Here is a 23,357-nt window from a genome sequence, read left to right as displayed (position 1 = left end):
GACGTAACGAGACGGGGCGGTCACCGCGTGCGGTGGATGATATCCTCCATCTGCGCCCTCAGCACGGGGTCCCATTCCTGTCGCAACTCGCGCACCTTGGCGAGTAGCGGTTCGTTGCGAGAGGGCGGGACGTTGGCGTCATAAAGGTTCGCGACCTCGCGCATCGAGGTGCGATCCATTTCCTCGAAGGCATCGCTCATCGCCATTGCCTGCTGATGGTCGATGCCAAGCGCCTCGAATGCCGAGCGGCCCATGCGTAGCGAGCTGTCATAGGTTTCGCGCACGATATCGCGGCAACCATAGCTCCACAGTTCATAAACATGATTGCGGTCCTTGGCGCGCGCTAGCACATGCAGATTGGGGCAATTGGCGACTGCATATTTGACCAGCTTGTCGATTTGCTCACGCTCATCCAGCGCGACGACCAGCAGTCTCGCGTGATTGATCCCTGCGGCATGGAGCAGGTCCGGCCGGGTCGCATCGCCGAAATAGGTGCGGTAACCGAGCTTGCGGACCAGTTCGAGATGCTCCGAATCGTAATCGATCACGGTGATGGCGAAACCCGCAGCCTGGAGCATACGCGCGACAATGCCACCGACGCGCCCTCGCCCGGCGACGATCACCGGGTTTTCCTCGTCGATTGCGTCGGCGACAGGCTCCTTGCCGCCGCAATAGGCGCGGGCAATGACCTTGTCATAGAGGATGAACAGCAGTGGGGTCGTCAGCATGGTCAGCGACACCACCAGCAGCAGCATATCGGCTGTGTCCTGTCCAAACACCCGGTTGCCGACGGCAAAACTGATCAGGACGAACGCGAATTCACCGGCCTGGGCGAGGCTGAGCGCAAAGAGCCAGGCCATCTGCCGCCTGATCCCGGCAAAACGGGCGATGACCAGCAGCACCGCGATCTTGGCGGTAATCAGCAATGCGGCCCAGAACAGCACTTCCCCGAAATGCTCCATGGCGAGCGGGAAGTTGATCCCTGCGCCAACCGTGATGAAGAACACGCCGAGCAGCAGGCCCTTGAATGGGCCAATGTCGGATTCTAGCTCGTGGCGGTATTCGCTGTTGGCCAGCACCACTCCCGCAAGGAAGGTGCCCAGTGCGGGCGATAAGCCCACGAAGCTCATAAGCAGGGCGATCCCGATTACGAACACCAAGGCGACTGCGGTGAACAGCTCGCGCAGCTGTGCCATAGCGATGAAGCGGAACACCGGGCGCACCAGATAGGCTCCGACGAAAACCACCAGGCCGATTGCGGCCAACGTGACCACACCGGAGAGCCAGGTGGGCAGGTTGGCGACGAGATTGAGTTCATCGCCATGCCCGGCGCTTGCCGCTCCAGTGCCTACTCCACCGACCGCCAGCAGTGGCAGGATCGCCAGCATCGGGATGACCGCGACATCCTGCATTAGCAACACGGAGAAGCTAGCCTCGCCGCCGTCGCTCTTGAGCATGCCCTTTTCTTCCAGCGATTGCAGCACGATGGCGGTCGAGGACACCGCGAGGATCATCCCGATCGCGAGCGCCGTTTCCCAGCGGACGCCATAGGCGAGCACGATGCCTGCCAGCACCAGCGTCGTCAGCACGACCTGCCCGCCGCCCAGCCCGATCAGCCGCCGCCGCATGGCCCAAAGCTTCTTGGGCTCAAGCTCCAGCCCGATTATGAACAGCATCATCACCACGCCGAATTCGGCAAAACTCTGCAAGGCTTCGACGTTGACTCTCAACGCACTGAGGAGCGGGCTGATGGCCATCCCGGCCAGCAGATAGCCCAGCACCGAGCCAAGCCCGAACCGCGTGGCAAGCGGCACGGCAACCACGCCTGCCAATAGGATGAGGAAGGCGAGGATCAGGAACCCGGTCATATCGCCTTCCCCCTAGAGCACGGCGTCAGATGTGCAGCGCGCGCCCGTAAGCCGATAGCACGCTTTCGTGCATCATCTCAGAGAGCGTGGGATGCGGGAAGACCGTATTCATCAGCTCCGCTTCGGTCGTCTCCAACGTCTTGCCCACGACATAGCCCTGGATCAGCTCGGTGACTTCCGCCCCGATCATATGCGCTCCGAGCAATTCGCCGGTCTTAGCGTCGAATACGGTCTTGATGAAGCCGTTCGCCTCCCCCAGCGCGATCGCCTTGCCATTGCCGATAAAGGGGAAATTGCCGACCTTGATCGTGTAGCCCGCTTCCTTGGCCTTGGCCTCGGTCATGCCGACGCTGGCGATTTGCGGGTGGCAATAGGTGCAGCCGGGAATGCTGTTGCGGTCAAGCGGGTGCGGATGAACGTCCTTGTTGCCCAGCTCCTGTGCAATCGCCTCGGCGGCGGAAACTCCCTCGTGGCTCGCCTTGTGCGCCAGCCACGGTCCCGGCGTGCAATCGCCGATGGCCCACAGCCCCTTGGTCTTGGTGCGGCCATAGGGATCGATCTGGATAAAGCCCCGGTCGAGTTCGGCATGTTTGTCGACCCCGATATTCTCGGTGTTGGGAACGATGCCGATGGCAACGATGACATGGCTGAAATCCTGTTCGGAAACCTTGCCGTCCTTACCCTTGATCTTGGCCTTCACCCCGCTGGCTGAGGTCTTGATATCCTCTACACCCGCTCCGGTATGGATGGTAATCCCCTGCTTCTTGAGCGATTTTTCAAGGAAAGCGGACACTTCGGCATCTTCCACCGGAACGATCCGGTCGAGCATTTCGATCACCGTTACCTCAGCGCCCATATCGTTGTAGAAGCTGGCAAATTCGATCCCGATCGCGCCCGATCCGATCACCAGCAGCTTCTTGGGCATTTCGGGCGGCGTCATCGCATGGCGATAGGTCCAGATGCGCTTGCCGTCCGCCTTGGCGAAAGGCAGGTCGCGCGCCCGCGCGCCGGTGGCAACGATAATGTGTTTGGCGGTGAGCTTCTCCTCACCCTTGTCGCCCTTCACGGTCAGGCTGGTGGGGCCGGTCAGTGTCCCCTCCCCCATGTGCACCGTAATCTTGTTCTTCTTCATCAGATGGGTGACGCCCTGATTGAGCTGTTTGGCGACACCGCGCGAACGCTTCACCACCGCTTCCAGATCAGCTTCAATCTTCTGGGCCTTGAGGCCGTAATCGCCCGCGTTCTGCATGTAATGGAAGATCTCGGCCGACCGCAGCAGCGCCTTGGTCGGGATACAGCCCCAGTTGAGGCAGATGCCGCCAAGCAGTTCACGCTCGACAATGGCGGTTTTCAGCCCGAGCTGCGCTGCGCGGATCGCAGCGACATAGCCGCCGGGGCCGGAGCCAAGAACGATGACGTCGTATTGTTCAGCCATGATGGGGTATCTTTCCGTGAGTTTGGTCGAGCGAGAGCGTGTCTGGATGGAACGCTCCCGGCCCAATTGAAAACTGTGGCTTTTGCCGGTCCGTCGAGGGGAAGCGGCTATGTGCTGCGGAACGCATGTGGACTTTGTTCCGGCGAAGGCCACACGCCCTTGTGGACTTAAGGCGAGGCATGGCTGGGCGAGCGTGGTCGGTCACTTCATCGCCGTAGCGTGGCACACATGATGCAGGAGAGCGCTCAGCCATCGTTCTCGGGCACAGGCTGCGCGGCTTCGGCTGCGATGCGCAAGGGCCGCGGCCTGCCTTCATCGTCCAGCAGCACGAATTTGAAAGTACCCTGCGCGACCTTGACCGTCACCTCGCTGTTACGTTCGCGCGCGATGGCCTCGAGCGTGACGGTCATGGAGGTGTTGCCGGTGGCGATGATCTCGCCATAGACGGACAACTCATCGCCCACCGCCATCTTGCCGGGAAAGGCAAAGTCGGTGGCCGACACGACAACGGCAACGCCCTCGCCCACACGGCTCGCGAGCGACCCCGCGCCGAGTGCCATCTGGCTCATCAGCCACCCGCCGAACACCCCGCCATAGGGGTTGGTGTCTGCGGGCATGGCGGTGACGCGGATAAGGGGGGAGCGGTCAGGCATTGTCACGATATGGTCTGACCTCAAATTGCCAGTATCCTGCGCCCAGCAATGCCCCGGTGACTGCGCACCCGAAAACCAACTCGAACCAGCCAACTGAAAGTGGAAGCGCCGCTGCGATCACGGTTCCGCAAACAACGAATGATAATAGGTTTTCCATTGATAATCGCTGGAGAAGTCGTGCCACACCAAACCCAATTGGCAAGCCGATCATAGCCACGATCAGCAAAGCTAAAAACCAAATGAGCAGAACGATTCCGAGGAGTCCCAAGTCGAACGGATAAGCCAGCAGAATCGGACTCACATACACAACCACCCCCGCCAGAGGTGCTAGAATAACAGTCAAAAATGAGGGGCTTATCTTCAAGCCACCAGCCCTAGCGGTGCCTCCACCAGTTCTTTGAACACCTTCATCAGCTCGGCCCCGTCGGCGCCGTCGATGGCGCGGTGGTCGAAGCTGCCCGTGGCGCTCATTACGCTGGCGATAGCGAGCGCGCCGTCGACTACATGGGGCCGCTGTTCGCCCGCGCCGACCGCCAGGATCATTCCCTGCGGCGGGTTGATCACCGCTTCGAACTGCTTGATCCCGAACATGCCGAGGTTCGAAAGGCTGGCGGTGCCGCCCTGGTATTCATGCGGTTGCAGCTTTCCTTCGCGCGCCTTGCCGCCCAGCTCCTTCATCTCCTTGCTGATCGCGCTGACCGACTTGTTGCCAGCATCGACCACGATCGGGGTGATGAGCCCGCTCGGCGCGGCGACCGCCACGGAGATGTCCGCACGGCTGAACTTGCGCAATTCCTCGCCCGCGAAGCTGACGTTGCACTTGGGCACCGCCACCAGCGCCTTGGCCAGCGCCTTGATCAGCAAATCGTTGACCGACAGCTTGACGCCTTGCGGTTCAAGCGCCGCATTGAGCTCGCCGCGCAGCTTGAGCAGCTTGTCGAGCTGCACGTCCACCGTCAGGTAGATGTGCGGGATCGTCTGCTTCGCCTCGGTCAAGCGGCGCGCGATGGTCTTGCGGACATTGTTGAGCTTTTCGGCTTCGTAGGGGATGCCGAAGTCCGGCACCTTGGCCGCCGGGGTCGATGCCGCAGGGGCCGCTTCGGATGCCGCCGCCTTCGGTGCAGCCGCACCGGGCTTCGCGCTCTCGACATCGGCCTTGATGATTCGCCCATGCGGGCCGCTGCCCTTGATCGCCGACAGGTCGAGCCCTTTGTCCGCCGCGATCCGCTTGGCCAGTGGCGACGCGATAATCCGTTCACCCGAGGGAGCGGGGGCAGAGGTGGACGCAGGTGCCGGGGCCGATTTCTGTTCGGCAACCGCTTCCTTGCGATCCTCGGTCTCTTGCTTGGTTTCGGACTTGGGCGCATCGGCCTTCCGCGCAGCCTTGGCCGCATCTTCGACGTCTTCGCCTTCTTCGGCGAGCATGGCGATCACCGTGCCGACCTTCACGCCCTCGGCGCCTTCCTCGACCGCGATCGAGGCGATGGTGCCTTCATCGACCGCTTCGAATTCCATCGTCGCCTTGTCGGTTTCGATTTCGGCAAGAATATCGCCCGATTGCACCTGATCCCCGACCTTAACCAGCCATTTGGCAAGCGTTCCTTCTTCCATCGTGGGGGACAGGGCGGGCATTTTGATTTCGGTGGCCATGGGGAGGATTCGGGTCCTTCGGCTTGGGGAGGAGGGATTTGGACGCTGAATGACCAAAAACCCCGGCGCAAGCAAGTTCCTTGCGCGCTTCATTCATTTCCCGGATAAGCTGCGAGCAAAATTCCGGGGGCTTCGATGCGTATTTATCTGGTGGTGATGGACGAAAGCAAGGAAGCGCAGGCCGCGCTTCGGTTTGCTTCGGTCCGGGCGAGGGAAACCGGTGGCAGCGTGCACATCCTTGCGCTGGTCGAGCCGCAAAGCTTCAGCGCTTTTGGCGGTGTGCAGGCGACGATCGAGAACGAGGCGCGCGAGCGGGCCGAGGTGATGGCCAATGCGGCGGCGGGCAATATCTTCACCGACAGCGGCAAGATGCCGACCATCGCCGTGCGGCCGGGCAAGCCACAGGAGGTGATCCGCAAATACCTCGAGGAACACGGCGCCATCGCTGCATTGGTACTGGGCGCAAAGAGCGAAGGCGGACCGGGGCCGCTGGTCACCCACTTCGCCAGCGCATCAGGGGCGATGCCTTGTCCGCTCTACATTATTCCCGGTTCGCTCGATCAGGCGCAGCTCGACTTGCTCGCCACAGAGGGCGAGTAGGGGGCAGTTTCAGCCTAGCGCTTCTTGCCCCTGCCCTGGTGGCGGATATTGCCGGGGCGTCCGCGCTTGCCCTTGTCGTGGCTCTGCCGCGGTGCGCCCTTCCCTTTGTCCGGGCTTTTTGCCGGGCCTTTCCTGCCTGTTTTGCGTGGCGGCTTCTTCGCGCGCGGCGGCGGACGGGTGCCGCGCTGTTCGACGCCCGATCCATCGCTGTCGGGCACTTCGAACTTGAGCGCGCCGGTCAGCGCATTGGCCTCTGCCAGCTTCAGCTTTAGCCGGTCGCCGCCGGCATAGCGCGTGCCACTGCTTTCACCGACCAGCGCCTGCGCCGCCTCGTCATAGCGGAAATATTCGCGGCCCAGCGTCGAGACCGGAACCAGCCCATCGCCCCCCAGCCCCACGATGGTGGCGAAGAAACCGAAGCCCTGAACGCCGGTGATCCGGGTATCGAACGTCTCGCCCACCCGACCTGACAGCCACGCGGCGACATAGCGGTCGATGGTGTCGCGTTCGGCCTCCATCGCGCGGCGTTCGGTCTGGCTGATGGCATCGGTGATCTGGCCGAGCGCCTGCTTGTCGCGGTCGGACAGGCCGGTCCCCTCGGGCAGGTCGAGCTTGGGTGCGGGCTGTTCGAGCTTGTAGGCATCGACCAGCGCGCGGTGGACCAGCAGATCGGCATAGCGGCGGATCGGCGAGGTGAAATGCGCATAGCTGCCCAGCGCCAGACCGAAGTGTCCGGCGTTGTTCGGGCCGTAATAGGCCTGCATCTGCGTGCGCAGCACCGCTTCCATAAGCAGCGCCTTTTCAGTCTCGTCGCCGATGTCCTTGAGCATCCGGTTGAACAAGCCCGGCGTGATGACCTGCCCCAACGCCAGTTTGCGCCCCTGCGTGTCGAGATAGTCGCGCAGTGCGATCAGCTTCTCGCGGCTTGGCGCCTCGTGGACGCGATAGACCACGGGTGCGCCCTTGGCCTCCAGCGCCTTGGCGGCGGCGACATTGGCGGCGATCATGAAATCCTCGACCACGCGATGCGCGTCGAGCCGTTCGCGCACGGCTATTTCCTCGATCTGGCCTTGCTCGTTGAGCTTCACCTGCCGCTCGGGCAGGTCGAGATCGAGCGGATCGCGTGCGTCGCGCGCCGCGTTCAACAGCTTCCACGCGCCCCACAGATGGGCAAGATATTCCGGGGCATCGCCCGCATCGATCTGCGCCTGCGCGTCCTCGTATGCGATGTTGTTGGTCAAGTTTACGATCGCGCGGGTGAAGCGCCATTTGGTGATCTTGCCCTCGGGCGAGATGCGCAGATGGCAGGCCATCGCCGCGCGGTCCTGCCCCTCTTTCAGCGAGCAGACGTCCGCCGATAGCACTTCGGGCAGCATCGGCACGACGCGGTCGGGGAAATAGACCGAATTGCCGCGCTTCCTCGCCTCACGGTCGAGCTGGCCGCCGGGGCGGACGTAAAAGCTGACATCGGCGATGGCGACGATGGCGTTGTAGCCGCCCTCGCCATCCGGCTCGGCCCAGATCGCATCGTCATGATCGCGCGCGTCGGCGGGATCGATGGCGACGATCGGGACAGAGCGCAGGTCTTCGCGATGGTCGGGTGACAGCGGCAGCCTGGTCGCAAGCTCCGCCTCGGCCAGCGCCTCTTCGGGAAAGATATGCGGAATGCCATGCTTGGCAATCGCGATCAGGCTGAAACTCTTGGGTGCGAGCGGATCGCCGATCACTTCGACCACTTTCACGCCCGCACGCTCGCTGCGCCCTGCCCTCTCGGCGAGGACCAGCTGGCCTTCCTCCGCACCGCCGATATCAGAGATCGGCGAGGAATTGCGCACGCGCTTATCGACCGGGGCGAGCCACGGTTTGTCCGCGCCGTCCAGCTCGACCACGCCCATCATCCCTTCGGTGCGGGCGGGCAGCTTCTTCATCGGATGGGCGCGCCAGCCCTTGGATGTTTCCTCGGTCCGGGCAAGCACCCGGTCGCCGCGCTTGACGGCGGCGAGCTTGCGGCTTTCGATCAGGGTCAGACGCGGAGGCTGGGACTTGTCATCCGGGTCCCAATTGTCTGGCACGGCGATGGGCCTGCCGTCCTCGATCTCGACCACGCGCAGGACGGTGACCTTGGGCAGGCCGCCCATGCGATGATAGGCGGTCTTCTTGCCATCGATCAGGCCTTCTTCGGCCATGTCTTTCAGCCGCGCCTTGAGCGCGATCTTTTCCTGCCCCTTGAGGCCGAAAGCCTTGGCGATTTCCCGCTTGCCCGCCGGGCCTTCGGCGGTCTGGATAAATTCGAGTATCTGTTCTTTCGTCGGCAGTCCGGGCTTGTGCCCGCCTGTCCGGCGAGGATTTTTCTGTTGTGTCATGCGCCCCATATGGGCGTCAGGTCACTTGCTGTCATCCTCGGAAGCGAGCGGCGCGAACTCGCCACCCGGAACCGCGCTGGCAATCGGGCTGTGCACGCCGTTGCGGCCGGTGCTGCTGACGCCGAAGAACCAGTCGTCGCCGCGAACATGGGCCAGCTTGGCGCTGGTCGCGACGACATTGGCGATCACCGGCTTGTCGGGCCAGTTCGGCGCATCGGTGCGGCGTTGCCAGATCGAATAGCCGGTGGCGCCGGGCACGGCTTTCCATGTGATCAGCGTGTCGGTGCTCACCGCCGCCTCCACCACCGGTGCAGGGGGCATCGGTGTGCTGGCGAGCCGCTCCGCTGTCTCGACATTGAGCTTTGCGACCTTGGCGAGATAGGCAAAGTCCATCTTGTCGATGGTGTCGCCGTATTCCACGCCATTCTCGGTGCGCAGATCCTGATGCTGATGGTTGTAATTTTCCACCGCCACGGTGAAGCGCACGGCGGGATAGCCCAGCGCCTCGAACGGCAATTGGTCCCCGCCCCGGCCCATCCGGTCGGCGCGCCAGATCTGGCGGACTTTCAGGCCGTCGGGATGCGCCTCTGCGATGCGCGCGATGTAGCGCGACAGATTGCGACTGGGCGAATCGTTCTCGCCACCGTCGCGACGTTGGGCTGCGCGCAGCTTATCGGTCAGATCGTCTCTCGGCCCTTCGGAGAATACCCGCACATGGGCATCATCGCACACGCCGTCCGAACCGCAGCTGTTGCCGACGATATCGTTGTTGAGCACTGCCTTGACGTTCCAGCCCTGCTGTTTGGCATACTCTGCCAGCAGCTTGCCGCCATAAAGCCCCTGTTCCTCGCCCGAGAGCAGCGCATAGACCACCGTTACGGGATATTTGTGCTGCGACATGACACGCGCCGCCTCCAGCGCGACCGCGCTGCCGGAGCCATCATCATTGGCCCCTGGCGCGTCACTCGTGGCGTTCATCACATCACTGACGCGGCTGTCGATATGGCCCTGAATGATAACGACATCGTTGGGCCTTTCGGTGCCCTTCTGGATCGCCACCACGTCGCGCAGACGCACCGGCTTGGGAATGCGCGGCCCTTGGACCATTTTCTCCGGCAGCACGACTGTCAGGCAGCCGCCGCATTTCTTCGACATGGCGCGAAACTCATCCGCGCCCCAATCGACCGCCGCACCGATCCCGCGCTTGGGATCGGTCTGCGTCGAGAGAGTGCTACGCGTCCCGAAGCTCACCAGCTTGGCGACGTAATTGTGCAGGCTGTCGGCGGAAACTTGCGACGCAGGGTCGGTCGACTGCGCGGCGAGCGGTGTGGCGAGGAAGGCGAGCGCGACGGCGAGTTTCTTCATGCGCCGCCTTGTTGCCGGTAACGCTGCTCAATTCAAGTAATTGAGACCGCCGACAGGCAGAGGCCTGTGGCTCAGTAGGCCTTTGCCAACAGGATACGCTCGACCGCCGGTTCGCCGGTAAAGATGCAGGCGCCGTCTGCCGGGTCGCCGCCCATTGGCACGTTGCGGATCGTCAGCTTGAGCGCTTTCAACCGTTCGACGACCTTGTCGAGCGCATCGCCGGTCGGCTTCGACCATTGGACCTCGACCCATCCGGGATAACGATTGCTGTCCGCGAAAAACGCTTCGACCTCGGCGAAATCGGTCACGCCACGGGTGATGTTGCTTTCCCGCCGTTCGAGCGCCTCTGTGTACAAAGCGGCCTGGATATTGGCGAGCGTTGCCGGGATCGTCTCTCCAGCCGCCTCGCGTGTCGGCGTTTCGAACGCGGGCTTGCCGCTGCTGGCATCCCACAGCGCGTCGCGCCGCAGCAGGCTTACGACCCCATTGTCCATGTCACGACCGCCGACCTCGACTATGACCGGCGCACCCTTGCGCACCCAGTCCCAGCGCTTCTGAGCCGCCTTGCCGGGTCGCGTGTCGAGCAGCACGCGGATCGGCTCTCCGAGCGTCATCTGCCCGGCCAGCGTGGCGCGCAATTGCTCGCAATACTCGATCAGCGGTGCATCGCTGTCATTGTCGCGCAGCATCGGCAGGATGACGACCTGCCACGGCGCGATTTTCGGGGGCACGCGCAGGCCGTCATCATCGCCATGGGTCATGATGACCCCGCCCACCATGCGGGTCGAAACGCCCCAGCTGGTGGTGTGGCAATAGGTCTGCGTGCCTTCCTTGTCCTGATACTGGATGCCGGATGCGCGGGCGAAGTTTTCGCCGAGATAATGGCTCGTTCCTGCCTGCAACGCCTTGCCGTCCTGCATCATCGCCTCGATCGACCAAGTCTCGACCGCACCGGGGAAGCGCTCGTTCTCCGGCTTCTCGCCGGCGACCACAGGAAGTCCGAGATCTTCCTCCGCGAAGGCGCGATAGACTTCGAGCATCCGCAGCGTGTGTTCCTTCGCCTCGGCCTCGTCGGCGTGCGCGGTATGGCCTTCCTGCCACAGGAATTCGCTGGTGCGTAGGAACATGCGGGTGCGCATCTCCCAGCGCACGACATTGGCCCATTGGTTGAGCTTGAGCGGCAGATCGCGCCAGCTCTGAACCCAGCGCGCCATCGCGTCGCCGATGATCGTCTCGCTGGTCGGACGCACGACCAGCGGTTCTTCCAGCTTCGCTTCGGGGTCGGGGATCAGCCCGCCCTTGCCATCGGCGATCAGGCGATGGTGGGTGACGACCGCCATTTCCTTGGCAAAACCTTCGACGTGTGCAGCTTCCCGCTCGAAATTGGACAGCGGGATGAACAGCGGAAAATAGGCGTTGTCGTGGCCGGTCGCCTTGATCCGGTCGTCGAGCAGCCGCTGCATCCTTTCCCAGATGCCATAGCCCCATGGCTTGATGACCATGCACCCGCGAACGCCCGATTCCTCGGCCATGTCGGCGGAGGCAATGACATCTTGATACCAAGCCGCGAAATCGTCGTCGCGTGTGGTGGTGAGCGCATGGCGGATCTGGGCCACGGGAATTCCTGCTGTTGGTGTTGTGTCTGGGCGCGGGCTGGCGCCGATGCAATTATTTGGCGAGATCGTCCAGTTTCTTCTGCATCGCGGCCATCTGTTCGCGCAGGGCAGAAAGTTCACTCTGCTCCGCCTTGTTTGATGGCGAAGGGGTCGCTGCGGAAGCGGCTTTGGTGCCACCGGGCATGAAGGCCTCTGTGGCGGCGCGCATCATCGCCATGTTGGTTTCCGCGATCTTGGCCAGCGGATTGCCTGCCATCCCCTTGGTGAACGCTTCAGCCAGCTCGTCGCGGTTCTTGTGGAAGCTGGCCATGCTCGCTTCGAGATAGCCCGGCAGCAAAGTCTGCATCGAATTGCCGTACATCGAGATGAGATCGCGCAGGAAGCCGACCGGCAGGATGTGGTCGCCTTGCGATTCCTGGTCCATGATGATCTGGGTCAGGATCTGATGGGTGATGTCTTCCCCACTCTTGGCGTCGAGCACCTGGAAATCGACCCCTTCGCGGACCATATCGGCGATATCCTCCAGCGTGATGTAGCTAGACGTTCCGGTGTTGTAGAGCCGCCGGTTGGCGTATTTCTTGATGACGATCGGGCTTCCGTCGTTCGCGCGCCTGGTCATGCTCTTGATCCTATGGGGTGATTAGTCATTTACCTTTAGCACCTGCACAATGTGCAGCGCAACATTTACACGGCGTCGCGGCGAAATCGGTCCCCCAGCAGCGTGAGCAATTCATATTGCGACAGAGAGGTTTGCTGCGCAGCATCGGGCAAGTAATAGGGCAGCTCCACCCAATCACCTTCTTTCAGTTCGGGCGCGGCGGACAGATCGATGACGATCATGTCCATCGAGACCTTGCCGAGTATCGGGAGAGCCCGGTCGTCAGAAAGCAAGTTCGCTCCGGCCCAGCTTCGCAATATGCCATCGGCATATCCCAGCGACACGACGCCGACGCAAATGGGTTTCGGTGCGGTAAAAGTAGCGTTGTAGCCCACGCCTTCGCCAGCTTCGATCTGCCTGATATTGATCAGGGCAGCTTTCGGATAGGCAACCTGTCGCAACTCCCCGGCCATCTCCGGGCGCGGGACGCCGCCGTAAAGCGCAAGCCCCGGTCGGGTAAGGTCGAAGCCATAGTCGCTGCCAAGCGCAATCCCCGCGCTGTTGGCAAGGCTTGCCCGGCGATGCGGCACTTTCGCGATCACCTTCCGGAAGGCGTCGAGCTGGCGAGCATTCATCGGTTCGTCCTCGTCCGCGCAAGCCAGATGCGAAAGGAGGACATCGATGCCCAGCTTTGCGAGAATCGGATCGCCGATCTCGTCCATGGCGAGGCCGAGGCGGTTGATCCCGGTATCGACCATCACGTGACACACACCGCCCCCGGCGTCATGCCACAACCGCGCCTGTTGCAGAGAATTGAGCACCGGCCTGACGCCGGTCTGGCGGGCGAAATCTGCATCCTGTCGGCCCATCAAACCATGCAGCACGGCGATCTCATCCGGCGGGCAATGCGCCAGCGCTCCGGGAACTTCCGACCAATGCGCAACGAAGAAATCGCGCGCACCCGCTTCGCGCAGGATCGGCAGGCATTGCGCGGCACCAAGTCCATAGCAATCGGCCTTGATCGCCGCGCCAGCCTTGGCCGTGCCGCTCATCCGGTCGAGCACACGCCAATTGCTGGCCAGCGCGCCGGTATCGAGGTCGAGCCGCAAGGACGGCGGCGGCAGAGAGGTCATCGAGTGCTCACGGAGAGGTGGCCGAAACAGGGGTTGCGTCCCCATCCCGTTCGTCGAAGTCGCGCGGCGGTCCGCCCGGTATCCCCCACCACGCGACGATCAGCCCGAAGGCCATCACCACCCAACAATACCACAGGCCGGAATAGGCGTTGCCAGTGCTGGCGACGATATAGCCGGATATAAGCGGGAGAAATCCGCCGAGGTAACCGGCCCCGATATGATAGGGGATCGACATCGAGCTGTAGCGAATGCGCGCAGGGAACATCTCGGTCAGCAATGCGGCGACCGAACCATATGTCAGTGCAGACAACATGCCGAGTACACACAGCAGCGCGACAATGCCGACCAGGTTCAGGAGCGGCGGGGTCTGCTTGGCGAAATCATATCCTTTCGCTTCAAGCGCGCTCTGGAGCGCCGCCTTGCGGCCCGCATCGTCAGCCAAATCGAGGGCAACGGGATCACGGGCAATCATGAGCCGCGCATCGCCGTAGGGATCGCCGACAGTATAGCTCACGCCGAGCGAGGTGAGATCGGCGAGCAAACGCCCGCACTGGGTCTGCTGCTTGCTGGCGAAGGGATCGTAGTGGCAGTCGCTTCCAGACACGACAACCGGGGCTTGCCGCGCGCTTTGCGCAAGGCCCGGATTGCTCAACGCGCCCATTCCCCAAAAGATCGGAAAGAGCAGGACCAGCGTCGCTATCGCACCGATGATGATCGGCTTCTTGCGACCAACCTGGTCGGACCAGCGGCCCACGAGGATGTAGAAGCTCATCGAGATCAGCCCCGCAATGAGCATGATCGTTTCGGTCAGCTCTTCGTTCATGCGCATCGGACCGCGCAGGAACGAGAGGCCATAGAAGAACGCTGTGTACCAGATTACCGTCAGCACACCCGCCACTCCGAACAGGGCGACGAAGATGCGGCGTTTGTTTCCCGGATAGGTCAGGCTTTCGACGAAGGGGTTGGCCGAAGTTTCACCAGCAGACTTCATCGCCTGAAATACGGGGCTTTCAGACAGCTTGAGCCGCATCCACAGCGAAATCGCCAGCAATGCCAGCGACAGCAGGAAGGGAACGCGCCAACCCCATGCGGCAAAGTCATCTGCGGGGATCAGAGTGCGACAAGCGATCACAACGATGATCGACAGCACGAAGCCGCCGACCACGCTTGCCTGTATGAAGCTGGTGTAGAACCCGCGCTTTTCGGGTGGAGCGTGTTCGGCGACATAAATTGCCGCGCCTCCATATTCTCCACCCAGCGCGAGACCCTGGAGGATGCGCAGGCCGATCACGATGATTGGTGCGACGATGCCGATACTCGCAGCGCCCGGGACCAACCCGACCCCTGCAGTCGCGATGCCCATCAGCGTCACGGTGACGAGGAAGGTGTATTTGCGGCCAAGTCGGTCGCCAAGAAAGCCGAACAGGATCGCGCCCAGGGGGCGGAAGCCAAAGCCGACCGCAAACCCCGCCCAGACAAGCAGGAGTTGCAGAGTTTCATTACCGCTCGGGAAGAACGCGGCACCGATCAGCGCGGCCAGCGTGCCGTAAATGAAGAAATCATACCATTCGAAGATCGTCCCCGCGCTACTGGCGGCGATCACGAGTCTGATTTCCTTGTCGCTCGGACTGGCGATTGCGGCGCTACCGTCGCTTGTCGACATGACTGATTGTTTCTCCCCTTGCCCCTTTGCTCGCGCAATTTAGCCAGCGTGAGCATCCAAGGAAAGCGCGTCAAGCGCAGCCATCCACGGCAAGAGGATCACTGGATGCCTTGCAGGGAAAGCACGAGCGGCATCGAGCTTGGTAATATCGGGCCAATCGGGTGAAGGCGCCTCGTCGGTCAGCCAGGCAGCGAGCTGGCTATACGTGGTTTCGACCGTGGCCCGATCGCGACCCACAGCGCTGCGTAAGAATAGCGCGGCGGAGGCCTGTCCGATGGCGCAAGCGCTGACTTTCGCGCCAACCGCCTGGATGCGTCCACCGGAATCGAGATTGCACCCTAACTGGATCGTGCTGCCACACAATCGCGATCGCGCCGATCCCGTGTTTTCGAAGGTCCGATCAAGCGGGAAACCGGCCAGTTCGACCGAAAGCGCCAGGATCGCAGGTGTGTAAAGAACCATGAGGGTAGCGGTGCCGGATGTGCGGAGCGATCTGCGTGCCTTACGCTTTGTCGTCGGCAGCCTGCAACCGGGCCCGCCGTTCTTGCAGAATTTGTACGAGGCTGCGCGAGCTCGCGTCCACGAATTCATAGCTGCGGGCATTGGTAATCCACGTTGGCCGCCCGCTGAAGCTCCAGACGTTGTCATAGCCAAGCACGATCAGGGAGAAGGCGATTACGACGATCAGCATACCCTTCAGCGCACCGAAACCGAACCCCAGCACGCGATCGATCGGCCCAAGGATCGAAGCGCGGCTCGCGCGGCCGACATTGTTGGCGATGACCTTCATGGCTGCATAGGGAATCAGCAAGAGCATCGCGAATGCGAGCAGGCTGACCGACATAGTGTAGCCGAGGTACTGCCCCAGCCATTCGGTCATTGGCGTGTGGAGATAGCGAATCGCGAAAGCGACCAGGATCCACGCCGCCAGCGACAACACTTCTTGCAGGAACCCCCGCATGAATCCGCCAGTCGCAGCCACTGCGATGACGCCCAATACAATGAAATCAAATCCCGTCATGACCTGACCACGGAGATTATTGAGTCCCCATCACCCGGTCAACGAGCTTGGCGAGTTGTCCCACCGTGCGATATTCCAGCTCCGATGGAGCGCCCGCCATATCGGATGGCCCGAAAGCAATCCCGAAACCGAGTTTGGACGCTTCGCGCAATCTCAGCCCGCCATGCGCGACGGGGCGCACCTCTCCGGCGAGTGAAACCTCGCCCAGCCAGATGCTGCGGTCCGGCAATGGGCGGTCGGCCAACGCGCTGACCAGCGCAGCGGCGACGGCCAGATCGGCCGCCGGGTCAGTCAGGCGATAGCCGCCGGCGATGTTGAGATAGACCTCTGCAGCGCTGAAATTGAGCCCGCAGCGCGCCTCCAGCACAGCCAGCAGCATCGCGAGCCGTCCGTTGTCCCAGCCCACCACCGCGCGGCGTGGGGTGGCCCCCGATTGCAATCGCACGATCAGCGCCTGAATTTCGACCAGTACCGGACGAGTGCCTTCCATCGCCGGAAATACCGCACTGCCCGCCAGCGGTTCCTCACGCCCGGAAAGGAACAGCAGCGAGGGATTGGCGACTTCTTCCAGCCCTTCCCCGGCCATGGCGAACACGCCGATCTCGTCCACTGCGCCAAAGCGGTTCTTGAGCGCGCGCAAAATGCGGTACTGGTGGCTGCGCTCGCCTTCGAAGCTCATCACCACATCGACCATGTGTTCCAGCACGCGCGGTCCGGCGATGGTGCCATCCTTGGTGACATGGCCGACCAGCACCAGTGCGGAACCGTTCTCCTTGGCATAGCGGATCAGTTCGAAGGCGCAGCCGCGCACCTGGCTGACCGTGCCGGGCGCGCCCTCAATGGTGTCGGAATACATCGTCTGGATCGAATCGATCACCAGCAGGCCGGGCGGCTCGATCCCGCCGAGCGTCGTCAGGATGTCGCGCACGCTGGTCGCCGCAGCGAGTCGAACAGGTGCATCGGCCAGACCGAGCCGTGCTGCACGTAAACGGACCTGACCCGATGCCTCTTCACCGCTGATATAGACCGCGCTTTGCCCGCCACGAGCCACCGCCGCCGCCGCCTGCAGCAGCAAGGTCGACTTCCCGATTCCCGGATCGCCGCCCATCAGGATGGCCGAACCGGGAACCAGTCCCCCGCCCAACGCACGATCGAACTCGGCAAGGCCGGTGGATTGCCGCACCGGCATTTCTCCGGGCTGGTCGAGCGCGACGAATTCCACCGCACGCCCTCCGCCCGACAGATCGTGCTTTTGCGAAAATACCGTAGCGGGCACGTCCTCGACCAGTGTATTCCACTCGGCGCAATCGGGGCATTGTCCTTGCCAGCGATGCGATACGCCCCCGCATTCCTGACAGACATATCGACGTTTGGGTTTGGCCATGGCTGTGGCGATAAACGGAACATTGCAGGAACGCAATTGCCATTCCCGTTCAGCTTCGCCAATGTCCCCCGCGATGCACCAGAAGGAATTGCGAATTGCCCTCGTCTGTTACGGCGGGATCAGCCTGGCGGTCTATATGCACGGCGTCACCAAGGAGCTGTGGCACCTTTCACGGGCGAGTCGCGATTTTCACAGTCGATCACCGGCGCGTAGCGATGTCGAGCGCGTGTATCGCCAGTTGCTGGAGGCGATCGAGGCAGAAGCGGGAATTACGCTTCGCGTCTTGCCTGACATCCTCACCGGAGCGAGCGCTGGCGGGATCAATACCGTTCTGCTCGCGCAGGCGATCCACTCGGGCCAGTCGCTTGACCCGCTGACCGATCTCTGGCTGACCGAGGCCGATGTAGACCGGCTGACCGATCCCGACGCGCGCCCCATATGGCGTTTCGCCAAATTCTGGGCGCAGCCGATTGCAAGCTGGCTGCTCAGGCGACCGGGCAATGCGGTGAGCGAGAGCGTCGCACCGGAAACGCGCGCGGAAGTCCGCCGCAAGGTGTCGCGCCTCGTGCGCGGGCGCTGGTTCGCCCCGCCGTTTTCGGGCATCGGGTTCTCGCGGCTGCTTGAGCGCGCTTTCGACGCCATGGCGCAGGGCGAAACCGACGAACCGCTGCTTCCGCCGGGCCACCCGCTGGACCTCTACGTTACAGCCACCGATTTCCGCGGCTATCTGTCGCTGCTCAGGCTGCACAGTCCGCCGGTTGCGCAGGAAGGTGAACATCGCCTGCCAATCGGTTTTCGTTCGCGCACGCCTGCGGTGCCGGGGATCGATTTTGCCGATCCGCTCGAACTGGTCTTGGCGGCTCGTGCGACGGCAAGCTTTCCCGGAGCCTTTCCCCCGCTCGAACTGGCTGAAATCGACAAGCTGGCAGCGCAGAGCGGAAAAGTGTGGTCGGGCCGCGATGCGTTCATCGAGCGGGTATTGCCGATGCAGCTGGCTCAAGGGCGGCTTGAAAGCATGGCGCTGATCGACGGATCGGTGCTGGTGAACAAGCCGTTCGAGGGCGCGATCGCTGCGCTTCAGGGACGCCCCGCCCAGCGCGAGGTCGATCGCCGGTTCGTCTACGTCGATCCGCGACCGCACAGGTTCGATCCGGACAACCCAGAAGATCGGCGCCCCGTCGGATTTTTCGGCGCGATCTTCGGTTCGCTTTCCGCGATACCCCGCGAACAGCCGATCCGCGACAATCTCGAAACCATCGAAGCGCAATCGCGGGAGGCCATGCGGCTCCAACGGATCGTCGCGGCCCTGCGGCCCGAGGTCGAGGAAGCGGTGGAGAAACTGTTCGGCTACACGCTGTTTCTCGATCGTCCGACGCCCAAGCGCCTGCAGGCATGGCGCCAGCGTGCGCAGGAGGCAGCGGTGCAACAGGCGGGCTATGCATTCGAAGCCTATGCGCAGGCGAAGTTCGCCTCGATCATCCAGCGGCTTGCCAAGCTGGCGCATGATGCCGCGCCCAAGCTGCACTTGCCCGATTGCGCGCCGATCGAAGCGGCACTGCGAGGAGAGCTAGCGCGGCGCGGATTTGACCGACTTGCCAAAAGCGGGAACGCGACGGCCGATGCGGTGCATTTCTTCCGCGCGCATGACATTGCATTTCGCATTCGCCGTTTAAGGCTGCTTGCGCGCAGGCTGGCGCGCGACTGGGAGGCTGACCCCGAGATTCCGGAAGAGGCGCTCGAGCGAGCGCGCGATGCCGTGTACGACATTCTCGCGCTTTATTTCGAGCGCGAGGGCGCATCCAATCTGGGTTCAGACTTCAGGGAAGTAGCAGAAGATGTGCTCGCCGAACCGGGTGCGCTGCTCGATCTCCTCGCAGAGCGCCGCCTATTGCCCGAAGTCGACGACCGTGCGGAGCAGATGCTGGCCGAAGCGCTCGAACCGATGCCGAAGAATCTGAAGCGGCGGATGCTACTCACCTATCTCGGATTCCCCTTCTACGACACGGCGACATTCGCCCTGCTCCGCAATGAAGGCCTGACCGAGTTTGACCCGGTAAAGGTCGACCGCATTTCGCCCGAGGATGCTTCGAGCATTCGCGCGGGCGGGACGGCCGCCACTTTGCGGGGCACGGAATTTTACAATTTCGGGGCATTCTTCAGCCGTGCCTACCGCGAGAACGATTATTTGTGGGGGCGTCTGCACGGGGCCGAGCGGATGATTGATCTGGTCTGCTCGACGCTCGATCAGTCGCTTGCGGTATCGACCTGCGCCGGCTTTAAACGCGCGGCATTTCTGGCAATACTTGATGAGGAACAAGCCGCGGGTCGATGCGCCAGCGGGTTGATCGAGCAGCTTCGCAGCGAAGTGCAGGCGATGAAGATGCCTTAGGCTGTCAGCTTTTCGACCAGAGCTCGCGACGCCGTCGACACATCTTCCCATGTGTAGTCGAACATCTCCTCGCCGCCGTAATAAGGATCGCTGACGCTCGCGCCTTCGCGACCCGACACAAGGTCGAGCAGCAGGGTGATCTCGGCTTTCGATCCCGCCGGAGCCATGGCCTTCAGATCGGCGAGGTTTTGCTCATCCATCGCGAAGATATGCGTGAAGCGGTCGAAGTCATCCAATCTCACCTGCCTTGCGCGCAAGTTCGAAATATCCACGCCGCCAGCCTTCGCAGCCGCTCGCGCTCGCTGATCGGGCGGTTCACCTTGATGCCAACCACCCGTTCCAGCTGAATCGATTTCGACCTCAAGGCCCGCAAGTTGGGCCTCGTGCCGGAACGCGCCTTCAGCAAGCGGAGAGCGGCAGATGTTACCGAGACAGACGAAAAGAATGGCAGGTGTCGCTTCGCTCACGCGCCGAAAGCATTCTTCATGCGATCGAGGAAGCTCAGGCTTTCCGGGCATTCCTCGCCGGTTTCCAGTTCGCGGAACTGTTCGAGCAAGGCCCGTTGTTCCTTGGTGAGCTTGGTGGGTGTTTCGACCTGCACTTCGATCACCAGATCGCCGCGTCCGCGCCCCTGCAACACCGGCATCCCGGCACCGCGCTGGCGCAATTGCTCGCCGGACTGGAGACCGGGGCGAACCTTGAGGATGACCGGCTCGCCGCCGAGGTCGGACAATTCGATTTCACCGCCGAGTGCTGCCTTGGTGAAACTGATCGGAACGCGCGTGGCCAGTGTGGTGCCTTCGCGCTGGAAGATCGCGTGCGGCTTGATATGCACGAAAATATAGAGGTCGCCCGGCGGTGCGCCACGCGGTCCGGCTTCGCCCTTGCCTGAAAGGCGGATACGTGTGCCGGTATCGACGCCGGGGGGAATTTCGACGTCGAGCTTCTGCGCTCTGTCGACCCTACCCTCGCCGCGGCAATCACGACAGGGACTTTCGATCACTTCTCCGCGCCCATGGCAGTTGGGACATGGCCGTTCGACCACGAAGAACCCTTGCTTTGCACGGACCTTTCCGTAGCCCGAACACAGATTGCAGCGCCGCGTACCGGTTCCCGGTGTCGCGCCGCTGCCGTGGCAGGTCTCGCAGGTCTGGCTGACTTCGATTTCGATCTCGGTGGACTTGCCGTGGAAAGCATCTTCCAGCGCAATTTCCATGTCGTAGCGCAGGTCGGCACCGCGCCGTGCCTGGCTGCGCCCGGCTCCGCCAAACGCCTGACCAAAGATGGTCTCGAAGATATCGCCGATATCGCCGAAATCCTGCGGACCGGCGCCACCGCCGCCACCGTTCTGGAAGGCGGCATGGCCGAAGCGGTCGTAGGCGGCGCGTTTCTGCGGATCCTTGAGGCAATCATAAGCGACGCTGATCGCCTTGAAGCGCGCTTCGCTGTCCTCGCAGCCGGGGTTGCGGTCGGGGTGATACTGCATCGCCAGCTTGCGATAGGCCGACTTGATCGTCGCCCCGTCGGCATCGCGCGACAAGCCGAGCAGCTCGTAGAAATCTATTTCGGTTGCGGACATAATAGCAGGGCCTAGCCGCCGCCGGCGCTAATGTGCACCGGCGGCATTTGGCTTATCATCAGTCGAGCTCAGTTCTTCGCGTCGTCGTCGACTTCGGAGAATTCGGCATCGACCACCTCTTCCTCCGCGCCGCCTTCACTTCCTGCAGCTGCGCCATCTCCTGCATCGGCGGAAGAGGCGTTGGCCTGCTCCTGCTCGTAGATCGACTGGCCCATCTTCATCGCGACCTGCGTCAGCTCCTGTGCCTTGGCGGAAATCGCTGCGGCATCGTCGCCTTCGAGCGCGGTCTTCACCTCGGCCATCTTGGCCTCGACTTCCGACTTGAGCGCAGCGTCGATCTTGTCGCCGTGCTCGTCGAGCTGCTTCTGCGTCGCATGGACCAGGCTGTCCGCCTGATTGCGCGCTTCTGCGCTTTCGCGACGCTTCTTGTCTTCTTCGGCGAACTTTTCCGCATCCTTGACCATCTGGTCGATGTCGGCATCGTTGAGACCACCAGACGCCTGAATGCGGATCTGCTGTTCCTTGCCGGTGCCCTTGTCCTTGGCACTGACATTGACGATGCCGTTGGCGTCGATGTCGAAGGTCACTTCGATTTGCGGCACGCCGCGCGGAGCGGCAGGGATGCCAACGAGGTCGAACTGGCCGAGCAGCTTGTTGTCCGCGGCCATTTCACGCTCGCCCTGGAAGACCCGGATCGTAACCGCGTTCTGGTTGTCTTCGGCGGTCGAATAGGTTTGCGTCTTCTTGGTCGGGATCGTTGTGTTGCGGTCGATCATGCGGGTGAACACACCGCCCAGCGTCTCGATACCCAGCGACAGCGGGGTCACGTCGAGCAGCAGCACGTCTTTGACGTCACCTTGCAGCACGCCCGCCTGAATCGCCGCACCCATGGCAACGACTTCATCCGGGTTGACGCCGGTGTGAGGCTTGGCGCCGAAGAATTCTTCGACCACTTCGCGGACCCGGGGCATACGGGTCATGCCGCCGACGAGGATCACCTCATCGACCTGATCCTTGGTCACGCCGGCGTCGGCCAATGCCTTCTTGCAGGGCTCAAGCGTGCGGGTGATCAGATTGCCGACCAGCTGTTCGAGCTTGGAGCGCGAAATCGTTTCCACCAGGTGCAGCGGAGTGGAGCTGCCACCTTCCATGCGCGCGGTGATGAAGGGCAGGTTGACTTCGGTCGTCTGCGAGCTGGACAGCTCGATCTTGGCCTTTTCGGCTGCTTCCTTGAGGCGCTGCAAGGCGAGCTTGTCGGTCCGGAGATCCATGTTCTCCTTCTTCTTGAACTCGTCCGCGAGATATTCGACGATCGCGCTGTCGAAATCTTCGCCGCCCAGGAAGGTGTCGCCATTGGTGGACTTCACCTCGAACACGCCGTCACCGATCTCGAGGATCGAAACGTCGAAGGTGCCGCCGCCAAGGTCATAGACAGCGATGGTCTTGCCATCGTTCTTGTCCATCCCATAGGCCAGCGCAGCCGCAGTCGGCTCGTTGATGATGCGCAAGACTTCGAGACCCGCGATCTGCCCTGCGTCCTTGGTCGCCTGCCGCTGCGCGTCGTTGAAGTATGCGGGGACGGTAATGACCGCCTGGCTGACGGTTTCGCCGAGGAAGCTTTCGGCGGTTTCTTTCATCTTTTGCAGGATGAAGGCGGAAATCTGGCTGGGGGAGTAATCCTCACCACCGGCTTCGACCCATGCGTCGCCGTTCTTGCCCTTGACGATGTCATAGGGGACCAGTTCCATGTCCTTCTTGGTCATGGGGTCGTCGAAGCGGCGCCCGATCAGGCGCTTGACCGCGAACACGGTGTTGTCTGGATTGGTCACTGCCTGGCGCTTGGCCGGCTGACCGATGAGCCGCTCACCATCCTTGGTGAAAGCGACGATCGAAGGCGTCGTGCGCGCACCTTCGGAATTTTCGATAACCTTGGGCTTGCCGCCATCCATTACGGCAACGCAGGAATTGGTGGTGCCGAGGTCGATACCGATTACTTTGGCCATTTGTACCCCATCAATAGATAGATCGTTGTTGGACACC

General features: G+C 62.4%; 19 protein-coding genes. 2 read left to right on the top strand and 17 right to left on the bottom strand.

What is annotated here, in order from left to right:
• Positions 1 to 20: 20 nt before the first annotated feature.
• From GRI58_RS06455 to GRI58_RS06435, 5 genes are all read right to left on the bottom strand, one after another.
• Positions 21 to 1,868, bottom strand: coding sequence for a monovalent cation:proton antiporter-2 (CPA2) family protein (locus tag GRI58_RS06455; RefSeq protein WP_160752770.1), 1,848 nt, complete (start codon positions 1,866 to 1,868; stop codon positions 21 to 23).
• 25 nt (positions 1,869 to 1,893) lie between these two features.
• Positions 1,894 to 3,303 (bottom strand): dihydrolipoyl dehydrogenase, encoded by a 1,410-nt coding sequence (gene lpdA / locus GRI58_RS06450; protein WP_160752769.1) that lies wholly within the window; start codon positions 3,301 to 3,303, stop codon positions 1,894 to 1,896.
• 245 nt (positions 3,304 to 3,548) lie between these two features.
• On the bottom strand, positions 3,549 to 3,956 hold the full coding sequence (locus GRI58_RS06445) for an acyl-CoA thioesterase (RefSeq protein WP_160752768.1): 408 nt from the start codon (positions 3,954 to 3,956) through the stop codon (positions 3,549 to 3,551).
• On the bottom strand, positions 3,949 to 4,320 hold the full coding sequence (locus tag GRI58_RS06440) for a hypothetical protein (protein ID WP_160752767.1): 372 nt from the start codon (positions 4,318 to 4,320) through the stop codon (positions 3,949 to 3,951). The genes GRI58_RS06445 and GRI58_RS06440 overlap by 8 nt, the downstream gene beginning before the upstream one ends.
• Entirely contained in the window at positions 4,317 to 5,606 is a 1,290-nt protein-coding gene (locus tag GRI58_RS06435; protein WP_160752766.1) for a pyruvate dehydrogenase complex dihydrolipoamide acetyltransferase, read from the bottom strand. The genes GRI58_RS06440 and GRI58_RS06435 overlap by 4 nt, the downstream gene beginning before the upstream one ends.
• A 135-nt stretch (positions 5,607 to 5,741) precedes the next feature.
• On the opposite strand from GRI58_RS06435, the gene GRI58_RS06430 reads away from it, so the two are divergent.
• Positions 5,742 to 6,206 carry a universal stress protein gene (locus GRI58_RS06430; protein ID WP_160752765.1) on the top strand — a complete coding sequence of 155 codons (465 nt, stop codon included), beginning with the start codon at positions 5,742 to 5,744 and terminating at the stop codon, positions 6,204 to 6,206.
• Between the two features lie 14 nt (positions 6,207 to 6,220).
• On the opposite strand, the gene rnr is transcribed toward GRI58_RS06430, so the two are convergent.
• From rnr to radA, 9 genes are all read right to left on the bottom strand, one after another.
• Positions 6,221 to 8,569, bottom strand: coding sequence for a ribonuclease R (gene rnr, locus GRI58_RS06425; RefSeq protein WP_202386848.1), 2,349 nt, complete (start codon positions 8,567 to 8,569; stop codon positions 6,221 to 6,223).
• A gap of 21 nt (positions 8,570 to 8,590) precedes the next feature.
• Positions 8,591 to 9,934: a M20/M25/M40 family metallo-hydrolase gene (locus GRI58_RS06420; protein ID WP_160752763.1), complete on the bottom strand. Its 1,344-nt coding sequence runs from the start codon at positions 9,932 to 9,934 to the stop codon at positions 8,591 to 8,593.
• A gap of 71 nt (positions 9,935 to 10,005) precedes the next feature.
• A complete protein-coding gene (gene proS, locus GRI58_RS06415; RefSeq protein WP_160752762.1) occupies positions 10,006 to 11,550 on the bottom strand; it encodes a proline--tRNA ligase in 1,545 nt (514 codons plus the stop codon).
• Positions 11,551 to 11,602: 52 nt separating this feature from the next.
• Positions 11,603 to 12,169: a polyhydroxyalkanoate synthesis repressor PhaR gene (gene phaR / locus GRI58_RS06410; RefSeq protein WP_160752761.1), complete on the bottom strand. Its 567-nt coding sequence runs from the start codon at positions 12,167 to 12,169 to the stop codon at positions 11,603 to 11,605.
• A 65-nt stretch (positions 12,170 to 12,234) separates the two neighbouring features.
• The gene (gene alr / locus GRI58_RS06405; RefSeq protein WP_160752760.1) at positions 12,235 to 13,281 is read right to left on the bottom strand and encodes an alanine racemase; all 1,047 of its coding nucleotides are present in this window, start codon (positions 13,279 to 13,281) and stop codon (positions 12,235 to 12,237) included.
• A gap of 7 nt (positions 13,282 to 13,288) precedes the next feature.
• On the bottom strand, positions 13,289 to 14,944 hold the full coding sequence (locus GRI58_RS06400; protein ID WP_160752759.1) for an MFS transporter: 1,656 nt from the start codon (positions 14,942 to 14,944) through the stop codon (positions 13,289 to 13,291).
• Between the two features lie 39 nt (positions 14,945 to 14,983).
• Positions 14,984 to 15,406 (bottom strand): iron-sulfur cluster assembly scaffold protein, encoded by a 423-nt coding sequence (locus tag GRI58_RS06395; protein ID WP_160752758.1) that lies wholly within the window; start codon positions 15,404 to 15,406, stop codon positions 14,984 to 14,986.
• A gap of 40 nt (positions 15,407 to 15,446) precedes the next feature.
• Positions 15,447 to 15,965 carry a CvpA family protein gene (locus GRI58_RS06390; protein WP_160752757.1) on the bottom strand — a complete coding sequence of 173 codons (519 nt, stop codon included), beginning with the start codon at positions 15,963 to 15,965 and terminating at the stop codon, positions 15,447 to 15,449.
• A gap of 16 nt (positions 15,966 to 15,981) precedes the next feature.
• Positions 15,982 to 17,349 carry a DNA repair protein RadA gene (radA, locus tag GRI58_RS06385; RefSeq protein ID WP_160752756.1) on the bottom strand — a complete coding sequence of 456 codons (1,368 nt, stop codon included), beginning with the start codon at positions 17,347 to 17,349 and terminating at the stop codon, positions 15,982 to 15,984.
• A 73-nt stretch (positions 17,350 to 17,422) separates the two neighbouring features.
• On the opposite strand from radA, the gene GRI58_RS06380 reads away from it, so the two are divergent.
• Positions 17,423 to 19,738: a patatin-like protein gene (locus GRI58_RS06380; protein ID WP_160752755.1), complete on the top strand. Its 2,316-nt coding sequence runs from the start codon at positions 17,423 to 17,425 to the stop codon at positions 19,736 to 19,738.
• Here the strand turns inward: GRI58_RS06380 and GRI58_RS06375 are convergent.
• The 3 genes from GRI58_RS06375 to dnaK all read right to left on the bottom strand — a co-directional run bounded on the left by GRI58_RS06375 (position 19,735) and on the right by dnaK (position 23,335).
• The gene (locus tag GRI58_RS06375; RefSeq protein ID WP_337190902.1) at positions 19,735 to 20,205 is read right to left on the bottom strand and encodes a low molecular weight protein-tyrosine-phosphatase; all 471 of its coding nucleotides are present in this window, start codon (positions 20,203 to 20,205) and stop codon (positions 19,735 to 19,737) included. The two genes, GRI58_RS06380 and GRI58_RS06375, sit on opposite strands and share 4 nt — an antisense overlap.
• Positions 20,202 to 21,317, bottom strand: a complete 1,116-nt coding sequence (gene dnaJ / locus GRI58_RS06370) for a molecular chaperone DnaJ (protein WP_160752753.1) — start codon at positions 21,315 to 21,317, stop codon at positions 20,202 to 20,204. The genes GRI58_RS06375 and dnaJ overlap by 4 nt, the downstream gene beginning before the upstream one ends.
• A gap of 68 nt (positions 21,318 to 21,385) precedes the next feature.
• Positions 21,386 to 23,335 (bottom strand): molecular chaperone DnaK, encoded by a 1,950-nt coding sequence (dnaK, locus tag GRI58_RS06365; RefSeq protein WP_337190911.1) that lies wholly within the window; start codon positions 23,333 to 23,335, stop codon positions 21,386 to 21,388.
• Positions 23,336 to 23,357 lie beyond the last annotated feature (22 nt).

Origin of the sequence: Qipengyuania algicida (assembly GCF_009828025.1) — a bacterium.
Classification (GTDB): domain Bacteria; phylum Pseudomonadota; class Alphaproteobacteria; order Sphingomonadales; family Sphingomonadaceae; genus Qipengyuania; species Qipengyuania algicida.
The sequence above is the reverse complement of the archived record's forward strand: the minus strand, read 5'-3'. Positions and strand labels throughout refer to the sequence as shown.

Excerpts from the sequence above, each read along its gene's own strand:
- GRI58_RS06400 (WP_160752759.1), bottom strand. The coding sequence starts at position 14,944 with ATGTCGACAAGCGACGGTAGCGCCGCAATCGCCAGTCCGAGCGACAAG.
- GRI58_RS06435 (WP_160752766.1), bottom strand. The coding sequence starts at position 5,606 with ATGGCCACCGAAATCAAAATGCCCGCCCTGTCCCCCACGATGGAAGAA.
- rnr (WP_202386848.1), bottom strand. The coding sequence starts at position 8,569 with ATGACACAACAGAAAAATCCTCGCCGGACAGGCGGGCACAAGCCCGGA.
- GRI58_RS06380 (WP_160752755.1), top strand. The coding sequence starts at position 17,423 with ATGCACCAGAAGGAATTGCGAATTGCCCTCGTCTGTTACGGCGGGATC.
- lpdA (WP_160752769.1), bottom strand. The coding sequence starts at position 3,303 with ATGGCTGAACAATACGACGTCATCGTTCTTGGCTCCGGCCCCGGCGGC.
- GRI58_RS06455 (WP_160752770.1), bottom strand. The coding sequence starts at position 1,868 with ATGACCGGGTTCCTGATCCTCGCCTTCCTCATCCTATTGGCAGGCGTG.
- GRI58_RS06395 (WP_160752758.1), bottom strand. The coding sequence starts at position 15,406 with ATGGTTCTTTACACACCTGCGATCCTGGCGCTTTCGGTCGAACTGGCC.
- alr (WP_160752760.1), bottom strand. The coding sequence starts at position 13,281 with ATGACCTCTCTGCCGCCGCCGTCCTTGCGGCTCGACCTCGATACCGGC.
- dnaJ (WP_160752753.1), bottom strand. The coding sequence starts at position 21,317 with ATGTCCGCAACCGAAATAGATTTCTACGAGCTGCTCGGCTTGTCGCGC.
- GRI58_RS06420 (WP_160752763.1), bottom strand. The coding sequence starts at position 9,934 with ATGAAGAAACTCGCCGTCGCGCTCGCCTTCCTCGCCACACCGCTCGCC.
- GRI58_RS06445 (WP_160752768.1), bottom strand. The coding sequence starts at position 3,956 with ATGCCTGACCGCTCCCCCCTTATCCGCGTCACCGCCATGCCCGCAGAC.
- radA (WP_160752756.1), bottom strand. The coding sequence starts at position 17,349 with ATGGCCAAACCCAAACGTCGATATGTCTGTCAGGAATGCGGGGGCGTA.
- phaR (WP_160752761.1), bottom strand. The coding sequence starts at position 12,169 with ATGACCAGGCGCGCGAACGACGGAAGCCCGATCGTCATCAAGAAATAC.
- GRI58_RS06390 (WP_160752757.1), bottom strand. The coding sequence starts at position 15,965 with ATGACGGGATTTGATTTCATTGTATTGGGCGTCATCGCAGTGGCTGCG.
- GRI58_RS06430 (WP_160752765.1), top strand. The coding sequence starts at position 5,742 with ATGCGTATTTATCTGGTGGTGATGGACGAAAGCAAGGAAGCGCAGGCC.